Genomic DNA, 16,521 nt, shown 5'->3' on the forward strand with positions numbered 1-16,521 from the left:
GACCCAGGCAGGGTCGATGTCCTCGAGGTGGTTCATCGTCAGCGGGACACCCTCGACCCGGCCTCGGCCTTCAGCGCCTGCAGCCAGATCTCCAGCCCTCCGCCGAGCATCGTGGCGACGGGGTCGACGTCGGCCTCGGGCAGCGAGTCCAGCAGCTCGGCGTCCCAGGACTCCTCGGTGTGCACGAGGGTGCCCTCGTCGGTCTCGGTGAAGGTCCACAGGTGGGTTCCCTCTTCGATCGTGATCGCCTCACCGATCGCCGGCCCTTCCCAGAGCACGCACTCACCGGGCTCCACCCGCAGGACGGTCGACGTGATCGTCAGGGTGTCGGCGGGAGCGAAGTCCGACTCGGGCACGGGGGTGGTCCACCGGAACCGCGAGCCGGGCGCCAGGTCGCCGGAGTCGAGACGCTCGACCGTCAGGACCGCGTCCTGCCACCGCGCCCAGCCCTCGACATCGGTGTGCACGTCCCACACCTCGTCGAGGGGCGCATCGATCACGATCTCGGTCGAGCTCGTGACGACCGCCGAGTCGTCGATGCCCATCCCGCCGCACTGGTTCTCCTGGCCCTGCGTGTCCTCCTGGACCTGCTCGGCGGACCCGGTGGCGCTCGCCGTGGCCCCGGCGCCGCCGGCGGCGTCTCCCGCACCGCACGCGGTGAGGGCGGCGGTCATCCCGACGGTGGCGACCGCGGTGGCGATCTTCGTGGTGTGGCGCGAGCTGTCGGTCATGTTCGTCCTCGATCTTCTGTGGGGTGCCGGCCGCCGGGTCGGCGACCGGATGAGCTCCTGCCCGCACGGTCGTGCGGGTGCCCGGGCCTCCGGGGGCCGGGCAAGGCTCAGTGGTGGTGCCCGGTCGGCACCGCACCGACGGTCTCGCCGTCGTCCAGGACGACGAACTGGCCCATCATTCCGTCGTCCTCGTGCCTCAGCAGGTGGCAGTGGTACATGTACGGGACGTCCGGGTCGGTGTGGTCGCGGAAGCGCATCGCCAGCCGGTAGGGCAGGCTCTGGACCAGCAGCACCGTGTCCTTCCAGCCGCGCAGGTGCGGCGGCGGCGGGTCGCCGTCGACGCTCAGCACCTGGAACTGCACGTCGTGGACGTGGAAGCTGTGCAGGTAGCCGTTGTCGTTGGTCACCTCCCACACCTCCACCGTGCCCTCCCGGACGCCGAAGTCGATGCGTTCCATCGCCATCGACCGGCCGTTGATCTGGTCGGACGCCATCACGAAGGAACGCTCCTGGACCGCCTCGGCACCGTCCAGGTCCGGCGCACTGCCGAGCACCACGGGCAGCCGGGAGTCGTCGGACAGAGCGTCCGCGGCCCGGAACCGGCAGATGTCGAGACGGTCCGCGAAGCCGTCCAGCCGGCCCGACGCGCCGCCGTGCTCGGAGGGGTAGGAGCGCAGGTCGACGGTCTCGCCGGGCTCGAACGAGACGACGATCTCGGCGCGCTCCCCCGGAGAGAGGTACAGGCGGTCGGTCTCCCACGGCTCGGCGAGCAGCCCGCCGTCGGTGGCGACGAGAGCGAAGCCCCGGTCGTCGGAGAACCCGAAGTGGTACAGGCGGGCGTTGGAGGCGTTCAGGAGCCGCAGCCGCACCAGCCGCGTCGTGACGTCGAGGTACGGGCCCAGCGTGCCGTTGACGAGGATCTCGTCCCCGATCACGCCCAGCGAGCCCGCCAGCGGGATCCGCTCCACGAACTGGTTGTCACCGTCGAACGCACGGTCCTGGACGATCATCGGGATGTCGTCGACGCCGTAGGCGGACGGCAGGTGCAGCGCGTCCGCCTCGTCGTCGTCGACGACGAACAGGCCGGCCAGTCCCCGGTAGACGTGGTCGGCCGTGGCGCCGTGCACGTGGGGGTGGTACCAGAGCGTCGCCGCCCGCTGGTCGACGGTCCACCGCGGGGTCCACGTCCCGCCGGGTGCGACCGGCTGGTGCGGGCCGCCGTCCATGGCCGCGGGCAGGTGCATCCCGTGCCAGTGCAGCGACGTCTCCTCGTCCAGGCCGTTGTGCACGGCGAGCTCCACCTCGTCGCCGCGCCGGGCACGGACCGTCGGGCCGAGGTAGGTGCCGTTCACGCCCCAGGTGCGGGTGGCCGGCCCAGCCCTGAACGAGGTCTCGCCCGCCTGGACGCCGAGCGTGAACACCCGGGCCCCCGACGCGCCGCGCTGCGGCTCGGCCAGGGGCGGGACCGCCAGGGCGGAGTCGAAGGCGATCTTCCCTACGGTGTCCCGCCGCGCGGCGGCGTAGTAGACCCCCAGGCCACCGGCGCCGAGGAGGGTTGCCCCACCGAGGCCGATGCCGAGGATCTTCAGGGCGGTGCGACGTCTCATGGGACGAACCTCCCGCGTCGGAGGAGGTCGTCGCATCGGTAGGAACTACGTAACCGGCGTCGGACCCGTGCCGAGGTCGGGCCGGTCCCGCAGCTGCCGCCGGGAGCTGATCCCGAGCTTGCGGTAGATGTTGCGCAGGTGCGCGTCGACGGTCCGCGGGCTGAGGAACAGCCTGCCCGCGACCTCGGCCGACGTCGCACCCGTGGCGACCATGCGAGCGATGTGCAGCTCCTGCATGGTCAGCTCGTCGCGGGTGGCGCCGGACCGGCTGCGCGCCGTCTCGCCGGTGGCGCGCAGCTCGTCCGCGGCCCGCCGGGCGAACGCCTCCAGCCCCGCCCCGGACAGCAGCTCGTGCGCGGTGCGCAGGTGCGGGCGACAGTCCCGCCGGCGTCCCGCGCGGCGCAGCCACTCCCCGTACACGAGGTGAGCCCTGGCCCGGTACGGGAGCAACGGGCTGTCCGCGAGCCGCTCGACGCCCTCCCGGTAGTGCTCCTCGGCGCCGGTCACCAGCCCCCGCACGGAGGCCGCGACCCCCAGGGCCGCCGCCGTCCCGGCAGCCTCGGCCCGCTCGGTCAGGTCTGCCAGGGCGACGACGGCGGCCTCCCGTTCGCCGCACCGGACGGCGGCCTCCACCAGCTCCGGCAAGGAGAATCCCGCGATGAAGAGGTCCCCGTGGGCGGTCGCCCGACGGGCCGCGGCCAGCGCGGCCGGGTACTCGCCCAGCCCGTTGTGCAGCACCGCCGCCGCCCAGTCGACGTTCGCCACGAGCTGCCCCGCGCCCGTCGTCGCCGCCTGCTCCGCGGCCTTCTCGAACAGCTCGGCCGCCTCCTGCCGGCGGCCCCGCACCGCCGCCAGCTGCAGCCGGTGGTACATGACCGGCGGCCCGCCCGTGGCGTCGGCGACCGCCGCCTCCTCCGCGATAGCGGCCATCGCCCCGTCGAGATCACCGGTCAGTGCGGCACCCGACGCCGCCTGGGCGAGGCCGAGGCGCAGCACGAGCGGCGACCCCGAGACCCGGCCGTGCTTCATCACCCCGGCGACGATCTCCGCGTGGCCGTGCACGTCCCACAGCTCGGCCGCGAGCGTGGCCGCCAGCGCGGGATGCCGCGTCCACATCGACCTGTCGGGACCGTCGAGCGCGTCACGGATCAGGGGGACCGCGGCCCGGTGACCCTCGGTGGCCAGCACGGTCAGCGCGTCCAGGACGTCCGGCGGCCCGGCCGGCGCCGGCCGGGCCGCCGCGGCCAGCACCTCGTCCATCACGCCGGTCGCCCGGCCGACGAGCAGGCCCATCTCGAGCGCCTCCAGGTAGCACTCGCGGGACCGCTCCGGCGCCGCGTCCGCGAGCCGCCGCGCGGCGCGCAGCATGAGCTCCGGGCCGTTCGTGTCCCCCGACCGCACGAAGGCGATCCGGCCGCGCAACAGGTCCGCCTCGGCGAGCCGGAGGTCGTCCAGCCCGGCGCCCTCGACGGCCGAGAGCAGGGCCGCCGCCCGGTCGGCGGCACCCGCCTCGAGCTGGGTCCGCGCCGCCGCGAAGGTCCGCTCGACCCGCTCCGCGGAGTCCAGCGACAGCTCCGCCGCGCGCTCCAGGAACGCCGCCGCGGCCACGACACCGCCCCGCGCCCGGGCACGGGACGCCGAACGCTCCAGCTCGGCGGCGACGTCGTCGTCGGGGCCCGGGACGGCCTGGGCTCGGTGCCACGCGCGCCGGTCCGGCTCCATGTCCGGGTCGGTGACCTCCGCCAGCACGCGGTGCGCGCGCCGGCGCTCGCTCGCCCCGGCCGCCCCGTACACCGCCGTCCTGGCCAGCGGGTGGTAGAAGCGGACCCGGGTGCCGAGCTCGACGAGCCCTGAGGCGGCCGCGCCCTCGATCGCCGTCGGCAGGTCGAGCCCCAGGCGCCGCGCGGCGGGCCACAGCAGGCCGGGGTCGCCGGTCGGGTCGGCGCTCGCGACCGTCAGCAGCAGCCGCGCGCCGGCGGGCAGCCCGGCCAGCGTGGTCCGGAAGCCACGCTCGACCCGGGCCGGCACCGAGGACGGGTCGGGCGGAACGAACCCGCCTGCCCGGGGCAGCACGAGCAGGGCCAGCGGGTTCCCGCGCGCCTCGGCCACGATCCGGTCGCGCACCTGCTCGTCGAGCGCCTCGTGGCTCTGCGCGGCGAGCAGCGCCCGCGCGTCGGCGTCGGCGAGGCCCTGCACCGCGAGGCCCGGCAGGTCGTCCAGCCCGCCCGCCGTCCCGGGCAGCCGCAGGCCGAACAGCAGGACCACGGGCTCGGCGGCGACCCGCCGGGCGACGAACGCGAGCGCCCTCGACGAGGCGTCGTCGAGCCACTGGGCGTCGTCGACCAGGCACAGCAGCGGACGTTCCCGGGCCGCGGCCGCGAGCAGGCCCAGGGTCGCCAGGCCGACGCGGAGCACGTCGGGCGTGCCGGCCGCCAGGCCGAACGCCGCCCGCAGGGCGTCGCGATGCGGCGCCGTCAGGTCGTCGAGGTGCCCCAGCACCGGGAGGCACAGCTGGTGCAAGGCGGCGAAGGGCAGCTCCGCCTCGAGCTCCGCCCCGGACGCGCGGGCGACGCGGAACCCGGCGGCCTGCCCGGCGCGATCCAGCAGCGCGCTCTTCCCGATGCCTGCCTCGCCGCGCAGCACCAGCGCCCCGCCCGTGCCCGTCCTGGCGGGCCCGGTGAGCTCGTCGAGGCGCCGGGTCTCGTCCCTCCTGCCGAGGAGCGTTTCGCGGGAGTGGGCGACGGTTCGCATGCGCGTACGGTATCGAGGCCCTTCAGGAACCCTCCGCACCCGCCTCGTCGTCGAACCGGTCCCGGGCCCGGCGCACGTCGTCCATCGTGGTCGAGGCCCAGCGCAGGAGGGCGTCGATGAGGTCCTGGAGCGTCCCGCCGAGCTGCGAGACACGGTACTCGACGGCGACGGGGCGGGTGCTGACGACGGCGCGCTCGATCATGCCGTTGCGTTCGAGGCGGCGGAGGGTCGCCGTGAGCGACTTCTGCGTGACGACGGGGATCGCACGGCGCAGCTCGTTGAACCGGCGCGGGCGCTCGCACAGGGTATCGAGCACCTGCAGCGACCACTTGTCGAGGATCTGGTCGAGGAGCTCCCGCTGCTCACCGGTGAGCTGGGGCGCGGCCGCGGCCGCGGCGGTGTCGGGAACGGGAACGGGGGCGCGGGCGGTATCGGTCACGCCACCTAGTCTCGTTGAAGTTCCCTTCGGAGACAAGGTAGACAAGAGATACCACGTATCCGACCAGGAGGTATCTCCCATGGCAGTGACGCTGTCCAGCCCCGAGGGCATGTTCCAGCCCGTCCCCTACCACCACGTCTCCGTCGCCACGGGCACCCGCCACGTGCACGTCGCCGGGCAGATCGCCCGGGACGCCGCAGGCCGGCGCGTCGCCACCGGCGACCTCACCGGCCAGCTCGTCCAGGCGCTCCGGAACACCGCGCGCGGCCTCGGCGGTGCCGGGGCGACGTTCTCGGACGTCGTGCGCCTGCGGTTCTTCGTCACCGACTGGAGTCCCGAGAAGTACGACGCCTTCGTCGCGGGCATCGAGCAGGTCACCGGCGAGCTCGGCCTCCCGCAGCCGCTCCCGCCGGTCTCCGCGATCGGCGTCGACTACCTGTTCGAGCCCGACGTGCTCGTCGAGGTCGAGGCGTACGCGATCCTCGACTGACTGTGATGGTTCTCGTGACGGCGCTGCTGGCGGGCCCGGCCCCGCGACCGCCGGACGCCGGGTCCAGGGGGGAAGGCCGGGTCCAGGGGGACGCCGGGTTCAGGCGGGCTCCGGGCCCGCCTCCCGAGCCGGCCGCTCCCCCGGCGCGGCGGCGCGGTGCGAGGTGATGCCCCGCGGCGCACCGTCCGGCGCGGCACCGGCAGATGTGGCACCGGCAGACGCGGCACCGTCCGGCGCGCTGCGCGGCGTGGCGCTGTACGACGCGAGGAGCTGGAGCTTCTCGGCGTCCTGGGTGCCGGCGTCGGGATGGTAGACGACGAGGAGCTGGCCGCTGGTCCCGCCGATGACCAGCTTCTCGCGGTTGAAGGTGACGCTCCCGATCTCGGGATGGTCGAGGGTGACGGGCACCCCGTCGAGGACGCGGACGTCGTGCCGCGCCCAGGACCTGCGGAAGTGTTCGCTGACCAGCGAGAGCTCGCCGACGAGCGCGATGGACCGCGGGTCGCCGACATCGGCACCGACCGACTCGCGGAAGCCGGCGACCAGCGCGGCGGCGGCGCCCTCCCAGTCCGGGAAGAGGGCCTGCTCGGCAGGGTCGAGGAACACGTCGCGCAGCCGGTTGCGGCCCGCCCGCAGCCGCGGCGAGAGCGCGGTGGCCAGAGCGTTGGCAGCCAGCACGTCGAAGTACCTGCCCTCGACGAAGGCCGGCAGCGGCAGCGTCTCGACGAGCTTCCGCGCGCCGGGCGGCACGGTCTCCCGCCGAGGGCGACGACGGCGCGGCCGGGGCCGGTCACCGCTCAGCCCGAGGAGGTGTCGGGTGCCGGCCTCGTCGAGCCGGAGCACTCTGGCCAGCGACTTCAGGACCTGCGCGGACGGGTTGCGGTCCCGCCCCTGCTCGAGCCGGAGGTAGTAGTCGGCGCTGATGCCCGCGAGCATCGCCACCTCCTCGCGGCGCAGGCCGGGGACGCGCCGGGTGCCGAGCTGCGGCAGCCCGACGTCGTCCGGCGTGACGAGCTCACGCCGGGCTCGCAGGTGGTCGCCCAGAAGGTTCGGCCCGTCGTCGGTCATGCTCCGACGGTACGACGGCGGCCACGGGCCGCGCCTGGTCCCCTCACCCCCAGGATCCGCAGGGCACTGGCGGGCTCCTGCGGGCCGGGCGAACGATCAGGGCGTGCCCGCCCGGCCGGGCGGCCGCAGGACCGATCGTGAGGAAACCCCATGCACCAGCTCGCTCTCGTCACCGGCGCCACGTCCGGGATCGGCAAGGCCTTCGCGGAGCGCCTCGCCGCCGACGGCCACGACCTGATCGTCGTCGGCCGCACCACGGAACGCCTCGAAGCCCTCGTCGCCGCGCACCCCGGTGTGCGGGTGCGGGCCGTGCCGGCCGACCTCTCCACCCCCGGCGGCATCGCCGCCGTCGCGGACGTCGCGGCGCAGGAGCCGGTGGACCTGCTCGTCAACAACGCCGGCGTGGCGCACTACATGCCGCTCGCCGACCTGCCGGCCGACCGGGCCAGCGAGCTGGTGCACGTCAAGGTCCTGGCCCCGACGCTGATCACCCGCGCGGTGCTCGGCGGCATGATCGCGCGCGGGGCCGGGGCCGTCGTGAACGTGGCCGGCATGCTCGCCCTCAGCGGCCCGGCACCGCACGAGCAGATGCCGCGGCGAGCCGTGTACGCCGGGGCGCTGGCCGACCTCCTGACGTTCTCCCAGACCCTCGGTGCCGAGCTCGAGGGGACCGGGGTGCGGGTCCAGGCCCTGCTGCCCGGCGTGGTGGCGACCGAGTTCCACAGCCGCCAGGGCCTGGACCTCAGCGCCGTGCCCCGCATGTCCGCCGCCGACGTCGTCACCGCCGCCCTGCGCGGCCTCGAGCTGGGCGAGACCGTGACCGCCCCCGGTGTCGCCGACACCGGGCTGCTCGACGCCGTCTTCGCGGCCGGGCTCGCGGCGTTCGGCGGGCAGAGCACGAAGCTCGCCGACCGCTACCGCTGAGGCGGGGTCCCCCGGACGGTGCCGGCCGGCGAGCCGGACGGCGATCACGCGCGAGTCCAGGGTGCCGTCACCAGAATCATCACAGCCAGTCGTCTCGTCGGTGCTTCATGATGGATCCCATGGACACCGATGCCACCGGGACGGGGAAGCTCTCGGGCACACCAGCGCACGGCGCAGCGGAAGCCGGCGACGGGACGGGCCGCCGGCCTCGCGCCGTCGTCGTGATGGGCGTCGCCGGTTCGGGCAAGACGACCGTCGCCGCCCTCCTCGCGGGCCGCCTCGGGGCGGCCTTCGCCGAGGGCGACGACTTCCACTCCCCGGAGAACGTCGCCAAGATGGCGGCCGGCCGTCCCCTGACCGACGACGACCGTCTCCCGTGGCTGCGCGGGATCCGGGACCGGCTCGCCGAGGAGCTGGCGGCCGGGCGCGACGTCGTCGTCCCCTGCAGCTCCCTCCGGCGCGACTACCGCGACCTGCTGCGCACGGCCGGGACGGCGGGCACGGCCGGCAGCACGGTGACGGCGGACGGGACCGGCCCGGGCGGGCGGGACGGCGCGCCGGGCACCGTGCTGTTCGTGCACCTCACCGGCTCCTACGACCTGCTCCGCGAGCGGATCCAGGGCCGCGCCGGCCACTTCATGAAGCCCACCATGCTCGACAGCCAGCTCGCCACGCTGGAGCCGCTGCAGGACGACGAGCCCGGTATCGACGTCGACGTGGCACCGCGCCCCGCGGAGATCGTCGACGAGATCCAGCGCCGCTGGTCGCGCGGCGAGGGGTAGTCCGGCACGGCGCCGGGGCCGAATGCTCGGCGCCGTCGTCGAACGCCGCTGTCCCCGGACGACGGGACGGCCTGCCCTCGGCGCGCTACCCGTGCCGGGCGGCGTCCCCGGCGAAGGTCTCGTGGCCCAGCACGGCCAGGAGGCGAACCTTCTCCTCCGCCGCGCTGCCGGGCACGGGCGTCAGGACCAGCAGCGCCTGCGACTGGTCCTCGGTGAAGAGCGCCTGGCAGTCGACCTCGATCGGGCCGACCTCGGGGTGGACGAGCGTCTTGTGGTCCTCGAACCGGCGCACCACCTCGTGCTTCTCCCACACGGCGCGGAACTCGGCCGACTCCGCGAGCAGCACCCGTGCGAGCTCGCCCGCACGGGAAGCCGTCCCGGCCTCACCGTGCGCGACCCGCAGGGACGCCACGAGGCTGCGTGCCTGGCGGTCCTGGTCCTCGGGCGGATAGACGGCGCGCACGGCAGGAGCGGTGAACCAGCGGTACACCTCGTACCGCGCCCAGCCGGTGTACACCGACCTGTCGCCGAAGATCGCCGTCGCCAGCCGGTTCGCCACCAGCGTCTCCCCCATGCCGGACAGGATCAGCGCCGGGCAGTCCTCCAGACGGTCCAGCACGCGCAGCAGCGCCGGGGCGACGTGCGTGTCCAGCGGCGTGCGCCGCGGCGCGCTGTGCCCGGCGAGCCGGTACAGGTGGTCGCGCTCGTCGGCGCTCAGCCGCAGGGCCCGCGCGAGCGACGCGAGCATCTGCTCCGACGGCTGCGGGCCGCGTCGCTGCTCCAGGCGCACGTAGTAGTCGACGGACATGCCGGTCAGGCCCGCCACCTCCTCCCGCCGGAGCCCCGGGGTCCGACGGCGTGACCCTGGCACGAGCCCGACGTCGGACGGGCGCAGGCCGGCACGGCGGCGACGCAGGAAGTCAGCGAGAGCGGCACGATCCATGGCCCTATCGTGCGCCCGCGGACGAGACTCCACCAGGGACCGCCGATCCCCCGATCCGCAGGTCTCTCCCGCCGCCGTCGCACCGGGCCCACGGTGGAGACATGAACATCACCGAGAACACCATCTTCATCCCCGGCGGCAGCTCTGGCATCGGCCTGGCGCTGGCCCAGCGCCTCCAGGCCCGGGGCAACACCGTGATCGTCGGCAGCCGGCGCACCGAGGCGCTCGAGCGGCTGGCGGCCGAGCAGGGCTTCGGGACCGTCCGCATCGACACCACCGACCCGGAGTCCGTCGAGAAGGCGACGGCCGACGTCGTCGCCCGCTACCCGGACCTGAACGTGCTCGTGGCCATGGCGGGCATCATGCTCGACGAGGACTGGACCACGCCTGGGTTCCTCGACACCGCCGAGCGGGTCGTCACCACCAATCTCCTGGGACCGATCCGCCTGATCGCGGCCCTCACCCCGCACCTGCGGTCGCAGCCCGGTGCGACGATCCTCACCGTCTCCTCCGGTCTGGCGCACGTGCCGCTGCGCACCACGCCCGCGTACAACGCGACCAAGGCCGCGATCCACATGCTCAGCGAGTCGCTGCGGCTGCAGCTCGCGCCGGCCGGCGTGCAGGTCACCGAGATCGTCCCGCCTGCGGTCAAGACCACGCTCACGCCCTACCTGGCGGACATGGACACGGCCATGCCCCTGGACGACTTCGCCGACGAGACCATGGCCCTCCTCGAGTCCGGGCCGGACGCCCGCGAGATCCTCGTCGAGCACGTCAAGATCCTCCGGAACGCGGAGATCGAGGGCCGCTACGACCAGACCGTCGCCGCCCTCAACGGGTAGGCACCCCGACGTACCGTCCCCGGGACCACGTCCGTGCCCGGGCCGCTGCGGCCCGGGCGCGCCGGCGACGGCGCGGCACGCGGCGGTCCGGACACCGGCCGGGCCGCGGTCAGGCCGGGCAGATCGTCTCGTGCGGGCTGCCGCTCGGAGCCGCGGGAGTGCCGTGGGTGAGAGGTTCCCAGGCCGTGAGGAGCTCGTTGGTGCCGAACGTGCTCCACGACGTGTTGTGCTCGCGCGACCACGTCATCGGGCAGCCGAACCGGCCCGTCAGCACCGACAGGGAGGACGCCGGCAGGTACTCCATGTCGCCCTCGACCGAGCCGCCGCAGAGCCAGTCCGGCACCTCGCCGGTCACGGCCATCTCGGCGTGCCGCTCGAACGCCGACGCGAGGCGCCGGCCCACCTGCCCGTACAGGTCGTCGCCCTGGATCGACGTCGTCGCCAGGACGTGCGACATCGCCACCAGTCCGAGGGTGGTGTGCGGGAGGTCCCGGCAGGTCTCCTGCGCGACGCCGTCCTCGAAGACCTCCTGCCCGTGCCAGAAGTCGACGATCTCGTCCGCGGTGTCGTAGGGGCTGCCGGAGGCCTCCACCGGCATGGCGCCGTCGGACTCCAGGTAGACGTAGGCCCTGGCCCGGTCGAGGAACACGGAGACCGCCGCGTCGTACACGGCGCGGTCGTCCAGGAAGACGGCGATCCCGACGGCGGCCTCCGTCATCGCCAGCTCCCAGTTGCCGTTGGCGTAGTCGCGCACGGTGACCTCGGGCAGGTAGACGTCCCGGAGCATCCGCTCGAACCGCTCGACCTCACCGTCGGGCCAGCCCGCGTCGGTGTGCCGGACGATCTCCGCGGCCCGCGCCCAGACCGCGCCCGCCCAGGCCGCCTGGAGGTGGGCGTTCGTGCTCGTGTGGTCCTGGATCGTCGCCGACCAGGCGTTCATGATCTCGATCGACTTGCGCGCGTGCGCCTCGTCGCCCGTCACGGACCAGGCGAGCGCCTGGGCGTAGGCGGCGTGGGCGTCGCGGCGCTCCTCGGTGCAGCCGTGGTTGGGGTTCTCGTGCGCACCGCACTCCACGACGGCACGTGGCTCGGGCACGTGGCCGAGCGACCCCCACTCCGAAGCCGTCATGGTGGAGAAGACCTGCTCCTCGGTGTGGGTTCCCGCCCGGACGCGGCGCCGCATCTCGTCGAGCAGGACCCGGTCGACCAGGACACCGGGGTGGACGAAGCCCCCCTCGCCCGACGTCCCGGAGCCGCCGCGCTCGGGCGCGGGCTCGACGTCGACCGCCGTGTCGGGGTACTCGGGCGCCCGGGTGGTGCTGTACCCGGACGCCCGGCTCGGCGCCGGGGCCGCGGCCGTGGGCTCCGCGTCCGCGCGCTCCACCTCGGGCACGCCGGTGCAGCCGCTCACGGCGAGCAGCATCACCAGCACGCCCGGCACCGTCACGAGAGGAAGTCGCACGCAGAGAGCGTGACACAGGGCCCCGGATCTTTGGCGCCTGCCGGGCGGCGCGGCGGCGGCTCGTCCGCGTCCGGGGCATCACGTCCCCGGGACGGTCGGGACCAGGATCGTCGTCAGCTCCCCGGATCCCAGGTGCACCAGCGCCTTGCCCGGCGCCACCTGGCTCGACACCGCCGAGCGGGGCAGGCTGACGCCCACCAGGTCACCGTCGAAGCGGTCCTGCGGGCTGAGCAGGGCGCCCCGGCGGTGCTTCTTGGCGTCGACCTGCCAGCCGGAGAACCCGCCGGCCACCTCCGAGGCGTCCCCCGCGAGCACGAGCGCGCGCCGGTGGTCGCCGGCGGTGCGGAGCCAGGAACGCAGCCAGCCCTTGGCCGGGCAGTCCGCCACCAGCTCGGCGTCGTCCACCAGGAGCACCACCGGGGTGCCGTCCGGGCCGAGGAGCGGTGCGAGCGTCTCCTCGGTCAGCTCCTCGGCGTCGGTCAGCACCGTCCGTACCCCGTCACGTCCGGCGAGGTCCCGCAGCGCGCTCGGGCGCGGCGCGACGACCACGAGCTCCGTCCCGCCCCGCAGCAGCGACTCGGCCATGACGGCCAGCAGCGTGGAGCGCCCGGACCGCGCCGGTCCGCCCACCACGAACGACGGTGCGTCCCCGGCCAGGTCCATGCCGAGCGCGGCGAGGTCGTCGCCGCCGATCCCGAGCAGCGCCCACAGCGGCCGGGCCGCCTCCGGTCCCGCGTAGCGGTAGGCGCCGTCCACGGTGATCGTCGAGGGCAGGTCGTCCACCCGGAAGGGCCCTGTGCCCGGCGCCACGACCTCGCGTTCCCGGATCGAGGCCGCGCTCGCGCGCGCGGCGGCGCTCTGCGCGCGTCCCGCCGGGTCCTGGCCGAGGATCGCGACCTGCATCTCCGTGCCGCTGCCGCCGCGGTAGGCCCGTCCCGGCGGCATCTCCTCCGGCAGCTTCTTGTAGTTGATCCCGGCCATGGCGTAGTCCATGCGATCGGTGAGCCGCAGCACGACGACGTCGTCGGTGAGCGTGCTCATCCGGCTGGTGAGCAGCCCGCGGTCGCCGGCGACGACCAGGTGGATGCCGGCGCTCGCGCCGTCGCGCATCAGCTCGGTGACGATGTCGACCAGCGCGCCGCCGTCGGCGTCGCCGTACGTGGTCAGGAAGCTCTCCCACCGGTCGATCAGGAAGAGCACGCGGGGCAGGCGGTCCGCGGGGGCCGCGGTCTCGCGCTGCTCGGTGACGTTCGCGAAGCTGCCGCGGGCGAGCACCTGCTGGCGTCGACCCAGCTCCGCGCGCAGCCGCGTGAGCAGGCGGGTCGCGCGGTCCGCCTGCCCGCGCTGCACGACGGCGCCCGTGTGCGGGAGCTCGTCCAGCACGGCGAGCGCGCCGTTGCCGCAGTCCAGGGCGTACAGGTGCAAGTCGGCCACGGCAAGGGCGGTGGCCGCCGCGAACGCCGTCGTACGCAGTGCGGTGGACCGGCCCGTCCCGGCGGCTCCCACGACATACCGGTGCCCGAGCTCGTCGAGATCGATCTCGGCGGGCCCCTGCCGCTGCCTGCTGGGCTCGTCCTCGAGCGCCCACGCGAACGCGGACGGGTTCGCCGGCCGGGTGAGCCGGTCCAGCGGGAGCAGCCCGGGCAGGGGCGGGAGCCACGGCTTGCGAGGCTCGCCCCACCCGCCGTCGCGCGCGGTGGCGCGGAGCGTGTCGACGAGGGCGGCGAGGTCGGTCTCGACCTCTTGACGGCGTTCCGCCCTGCGGGGCCGCGGCGTCGCACCACCGAGGTCGGCCACGGCGACGCGGCCCACGAAGGGTGGCGGCACCTCGACGACGTCGGTCCGGGCGAGCCGCCGCCCGCCCACGCGGGCGGACTGGAACGGCACCACCGACGACGCGCCGAGCCGCGCGTAGGCACGTCCGGGCTGGGACTTGGTGATCTCCGACGCGTCCGGGGCGTCGATGACGTCCTGGGACTCGCTCTTGTCCGTCATGCGCAGCGCGACGCGCAGGTTGGTGTTGGCGCGGATCTCCGGGGAGACGACTCCGGACGGGCGCTGGGTGGCCAGGACGAGGTGGATGCCGAGGGACCGGCCGCGCTGGGCGATGTTGACCAGGCCGGTGACGAAGTCCGGCAGCTCACGGGCCATGGAGGCGAACTCGTCGATGACGATGAGCAGGCGCGGCAGCGTGGGTCCGCCGTTGCCGCGGTGCTGCGCGTCGAGGTAGTCCTCGAGGTCCTTCGCGCCCGCCGCCGCGAGGACGTGCTCCCGGTGGGTGAGCTCGGCACGCAGCGAGTCGAGCGCCCGTTCGACGAGGTGGGAGTCCAGGTCGGTGACCATGCCGACGGTGTGCGGCAGGAGCTCGCACTGGCTGAACGCGGCGCCGCCCTTGTAGTCCACCAGCACGAAGTTCATCGTGTCGGGGGTGTTGACGACGGCGAGGGAGGCCACGAGGGTCTGCAGGAACTCGGACTTGCCCGACCCGGTGGTGCCGCCCACGAGCCCGTGCGGCCCGTCCTTGACGAGGTCGAGCCCGAACGGCCCGTCGAGCGAGACCCCGACGGTGGCCAGGGTGCTGCCGGTGTTCCCGATGCCGCGCCAGCGGGCCGCGAACAGCCCGGCGTCGGCGTCCTCGATCCCGAGGACCTCGACGAGGCGCGCGGAGTCGGGGATCATCCCGGCTCCCTCGGTGGCCGACACGTCGTGCACGGCGGCGACGGCGCGGGCGACGGGGTCGTACCAGTCGTCCGCGACCTCGTCGGTGGTCACGGCGCGCACGTCGTCGGCGTCCTGCCGGCGCAGCGTCATACCGCCGTCGGGCCGCACCTGGGCGACGACGGTGCACTCCTCGGGCAGGAGCTGCTCGTCGCCGTCGAGGCAGACGACGCTGACGCCGACGGCGGGTCCGTCCCGCAGGACGGCGACGACGCCGGGCAGCGCGCGCAGGCGGCGGGCCCCGTCGAGCACGACGACGAGCTGCGGCCCGAACGACCCCTTCGAACCGCCGAGCCCCTGGCCGGCGGCGCGCCGCTGGGTGATGAGGGAGCTCAGCTCGGCGACGCGGGTGGCGAGCGTGTCGGTGGTGGTGCCGAACAGCGCGACGGCGTCCTGCCCGAGGCCGGGGCGAGCGTGCGGCAGCCAAGCCGCCCAGCTCCAGTGCGCCACGTGCTCCGGGCTCGTCAGGATGTACACCTGGACGTCGCGCGGGCTCTGCAGCACCCCGAGCTGGCCCACGATCCAGCGGGCGCGGCGACGCGGCCAGTCCCCCGGGCCGGCGATCCCGACCACGCCGGCCTCGCGCAGGGAGACGGTCACGGGGACCGTGTTGACGGTGGCCCTGGTACGCCGGCGGTGCTCGGGCTCGGCCGCGTCCTCGACCTCGACGCGGCTGGTCGCGTCGGCCAGGCCGAAGCGGACGGCGAGATGGTCGGCGTCGGTGTCGCGGCGCTCCCAGAGGCGGCGGGTCGGGGTGGTCGCGATGATCCGCAGCTCGCCGGCGCCGGGGCTGGACATGCGCCGGCGGTGCTGTTCGAGCCGTACGGCGTCGAGCACCTCGGCCTCCAGGGAGGCGCGTTCCTCGGCGTGCTCGCGCAGCCGCTCCTTGTGGGTGGTCTTCCCGTTGCGCTTGTTCATCCACCAGTTGCCGAGCCCCATCAGCGGCGAGGCCAGCGCGAACATCAGGTAGAACGGCGACTGGAACACCATGGCCATCGTGACGCCCAGCACGGCGGGCATCGCCATCGCGAGCCACGGCAGCGGGTTGCGGGCGGGTGGCGGGGGCTCGGCCGGCAGGCGGAAATGGGTGGCGGGGTCCGGGGGCAGGAGCCGCGGCGGGCGGTTGTAGTCGAGCGTCCCGGGGTCGCGGCCGGGCCGCAGGTCGGCGTCCGCGCGGGTGGCGGACTGCACGGTCAGCACGCTCGGACCGATGCGCAGCTGGGTACCGGGCGGCCACTCGGCGTCGTCCTCCCCGAGCGGTTCGGTGAGCCGGTCGTGATACACCCACTGCCCGGCCGACCTCGGGTCCGGGACGCGGCGCACCGTCACCCGCCCGTCCAGCGCGACCAGGACGGCCACCGTCGGCAGACCGGCCACGCGCCGCTCGTCGACGCGCACCCGGCCGTCCGCTCCGACCTGGACCACGGACTCCCCCACGCTCAGCCGCACGACGGCGCCTGCCCCGACGCCACCCGTGACACAGAGGTCCACGGGCCCGCCGCCCACGGCACCCCGGCCCGGCTCCGGAGGGACGAACGTGACCCGCGCACCGTCACGGATGCCGGAGCCTGCGGCCAGGACTGGTTCGCCGGCGGCCGTCGTCGCGGGCACGGGGACCCCGTCCACGAACATCGTGGCCCCACGGGGTGCCCCCACCTCCGCCGCGACCCGCTCCGCGAGGTCGGGGACCGGTGTGGCCTCGTCGACCTCGAGCCACACCAGCGCCTCGCGGACCCCGTGGTGCGCGATGATCAGTACCCGCAT

12 protein-coding genes are annotated in these 16,521 nt (G+C 74.7%); 4 read left to right on the top strand and 8 right to left on the bottom strand.

Annotated features, from left to right (window positions below; all coding sequences use genetic code 11):
* Positions 1-38: 38 nt before the first annotated feature.
* From ACYU96_RS13460 to ACYU96_RS13475, 4 genes are all read right to left on the bottom strand, one after another.
* Positions 39-731 carry an SRPBCC family protein gene (locus ACYU96_RS13460; RefSeq protein ID WP_460754166.1) on the bottom strand — a complete coding sequence of 231 codons (693 nt, stop codon included), beginning with the start codon at positions 729-731 and terminating at the stop codon, positions 39-41.
* A gap of 107 nt (positions 732-838) precedes the next feature.
* The gene (locus ACYU96_RS13465; protein ID WP_460754169.1) at positions 839-2,338 is read right to left on the bottom strand and encodes a multicopper oxidase family protein; all 1,500 of its coding nucleotides are present in this window, start codon (positions 2,336-2,338) and stop codon (positions 839-841) included.
* Positions 2,339-2,383: 45 nt separating this feature from the next.
* The gene (locus ACYU96_RS13470) at positions 2,384-5,089 is read right to left on the bottom strand and encodes a helix-turn-helix transcriptional regulator (RefSeq protein ID WP_460754172.1); all 2,706 of its coding nucleotides are present in this window, start codon (positions 5,087-5,089) and stop codon (positions 2,384-2,386) included.
* 22 nt (positions 5,090-5,111) lie between these two features.
* On the bottom strand, positions 5,112-5,528 hold the full coding sequence (locus ACYU96_RS13475; protein WP_460754175.1) for a winged helix-turn-helix transcriptional regulator: 417 nt from the start codon (positions 5,526-5,528) through the stop codon (positions 5,112-5,114).
* A gap of 79 nt (positions 5,529-5,607) precedes the next feature.
* On the opposite strand from ACYU96_RS13475, the gene ACYU96_RS13480 reads away from it, so the two are divergent.
* A complete protein-coding gene (locus ACYU96_RS13480) occupies positions 5,608-6,018 on the top strand; it encodes a RidA family protein (RefSeq protein ID WP_460754177.1) in 411 nt (136 codons plus the stop codon).
* Positions 6,019-6,117: 99 nt separating this feature from the next.
* Here the strand turns inward: ACYU96_RS13480 and ACYU96_RS13485 are convergent, their stop codons facing one another.
* Complete coding sequence (locus tag ACYU96_RS13485; protein WP_460754180.1) at positions 6,118-7,086, bottom strand: helix-turn-helix domain-containing protein; 969 nt, start codon at positions 7,084-7,086, stop codon at positions 6,118-6,120.
* Positions 7,087-7,236: 150 nt separating this feature from the next.
* On the opposite strand from ACYU96_RS13485, the gene ACYU96_RS13490 reads away from it, so the two are divergent.
* Both ACYU96_RS13490 and ACYU96_RS13495 read left to right on the top strand, forming a co-directional pair.
* Positions 7,237-8,010: an SDR family NAD(P)-dependent oxidoreductase gene (locus ACYU96_RS13490; protein ID WP_460754183.1), complete on the top strand. Its 774-nt coding sequence runs from the start codon at positions 7,237-7,239 to the stop codon at positions 8,008-8,010.
* 119 nt (positions 8,011-8,129) lie between these two features.
* Positions 8,130-8,792 carry a gluconokinase gene (locus ACYU96_RS13495; protein ID WP_460754186.1) on the top strand — a complete coding sequence of 221 codons (663 nt, stop codon included), beginning with the start codon at positions 8,130-8,132 and terminating at the stop codon, positions 8,790-8,792.
* Positions 8,793-8,877: 85 nt separating this feature from the next.
* Here ACYU96_RS13495 and ACYU96_RS13500 read toward each other — a convergent pair whose 3' ends face one another.
* A complete protein-coding gene (locus ACYU96_RS13500) occupies positions 8,878-9,735 on the bottom strand; it encodes a helix-turn-helix transcriptional regulator (RefSeq protein ID WP_460754189.1) in 858 nt (285 codons plus the stop codon).
* Between the two features lie 101 nt (positions 9,736-9,836).
* On the opposite strand from ACYU96_RS13500, the gene ACYU96_RS13505 reads away from it, so the two are divergent.
* On the top strand, positions 9,837-10,577 hold the full coding sequence (locus tag ACYU96_RS13505) for an SDR family oxidoreductase (RefSeq protein WP_460754192.1): 741 nt from the start codon (positions 9,837-9,839) through the stop codon (positions 10,575-10,577).
* A gap of 109 nt (positions 10,578-10,686) precedes the next feature.
* Here ACYU96_RS13505 and ACYU96_RS13510 read toward each other — a convergent pair whose 3' ends face one another.
* Positions 10,687-12,039 (bottom strand): alginate lyase family protein, encoded by a 1,353-nt coding sequence (locus ACYU96_RS13510; RefSeq protein ID WP_460754195.1) that lies wholly within the window; start codon positions 12,037-12,039, stop codon positions 10,687-10,689.
* 78 nt (positions 12,040-12,117) lie between these two features.
* Positions 12,118-16,521 (bottom strand): FtsK/SpoIIIE domain-containing protein, encoded by a 4,404-nt coding sequence (locus ACYU96_RS13515; RefSeq protein ID WP_460754197.1) that lies wholly within the window; start codon positions 16,519-16,521, stop codon positions 12,118-12,120.

The sequence above is a fragment of the Myceligenerans cantabricum genome, from assembly GCF_054777735.1.

Coding starts and splice junctions, on each gene's coding strand:
- ACYU96_RS13460 (WP_460754166.1), bottom strand. CDS start 731: ATGACCGACAGCTCGCGCCACACCACGAAGATCGCCACCGCGGTCGCC.
- ACYU96_RS13465 (WP_460754169.1), bottom strand. CDS start 2,338: ATGAGACGTCGCACCGCCCTGAAGATCCTCGGCATCGGCCTCGGTGGG.
- ACYU96_RS13470 (WP_460754172.1), bottom strand. CDS start 5,089: ATGCGAACCGTCGCCCACTCCCGCGAAACGCTCCTCGGCAGGAGGGAC.
- ACYU96_RS13480 (WP_460754177.1), top strand. CDS start 5,608: ATGGCAGTGACGCTGTCCAGCCCCGAGGGCATGTTCCAGCCCGTCCCC.
- ACYU96_RS13485 (WP_460754180.1), bottom strand. CDS start 7,086: ATGACCGACGACGGGCCGAACCTTCTGGGCGACCACCTGCGAGCCCGG.
- ACYU96_RS13490 (WP_460754183.1), top strand. CDS start 7,237: ATGCACCAGCTCGCTCTCGTCACCGGCGCCACGTCCGGGATCGGCAAG.
- ACYU96_RS13495 (WP_460754186.1), top strand. CDS start 8,130: ATGGACACCGATGCCACCGGGACGGGGAAGCTCTCGGGCACACCAGCG.
- ACYU96_RS13500 (WP_460754189.1), bottom strand. CDS start 9,735: ATGGATCGTGCCGCTCTCGCTGACTTCCTGCGTCGCCGCCGTGCCGGC.
- ACYU96_RS13505 (WP_460754192.1), top strand. CDS start 9,837: ATGAACATCACCGAGAACACCATCTTCATCCCCGGCGGCAGCTCTGGC.
- ACYU96_RS13515 (WP_460754197.1), bottom strand. CDS start 16,521: ATGCGGGTACTGATCATCGCGCACCACGGGGTCCGCGAGGCGCTGGTG.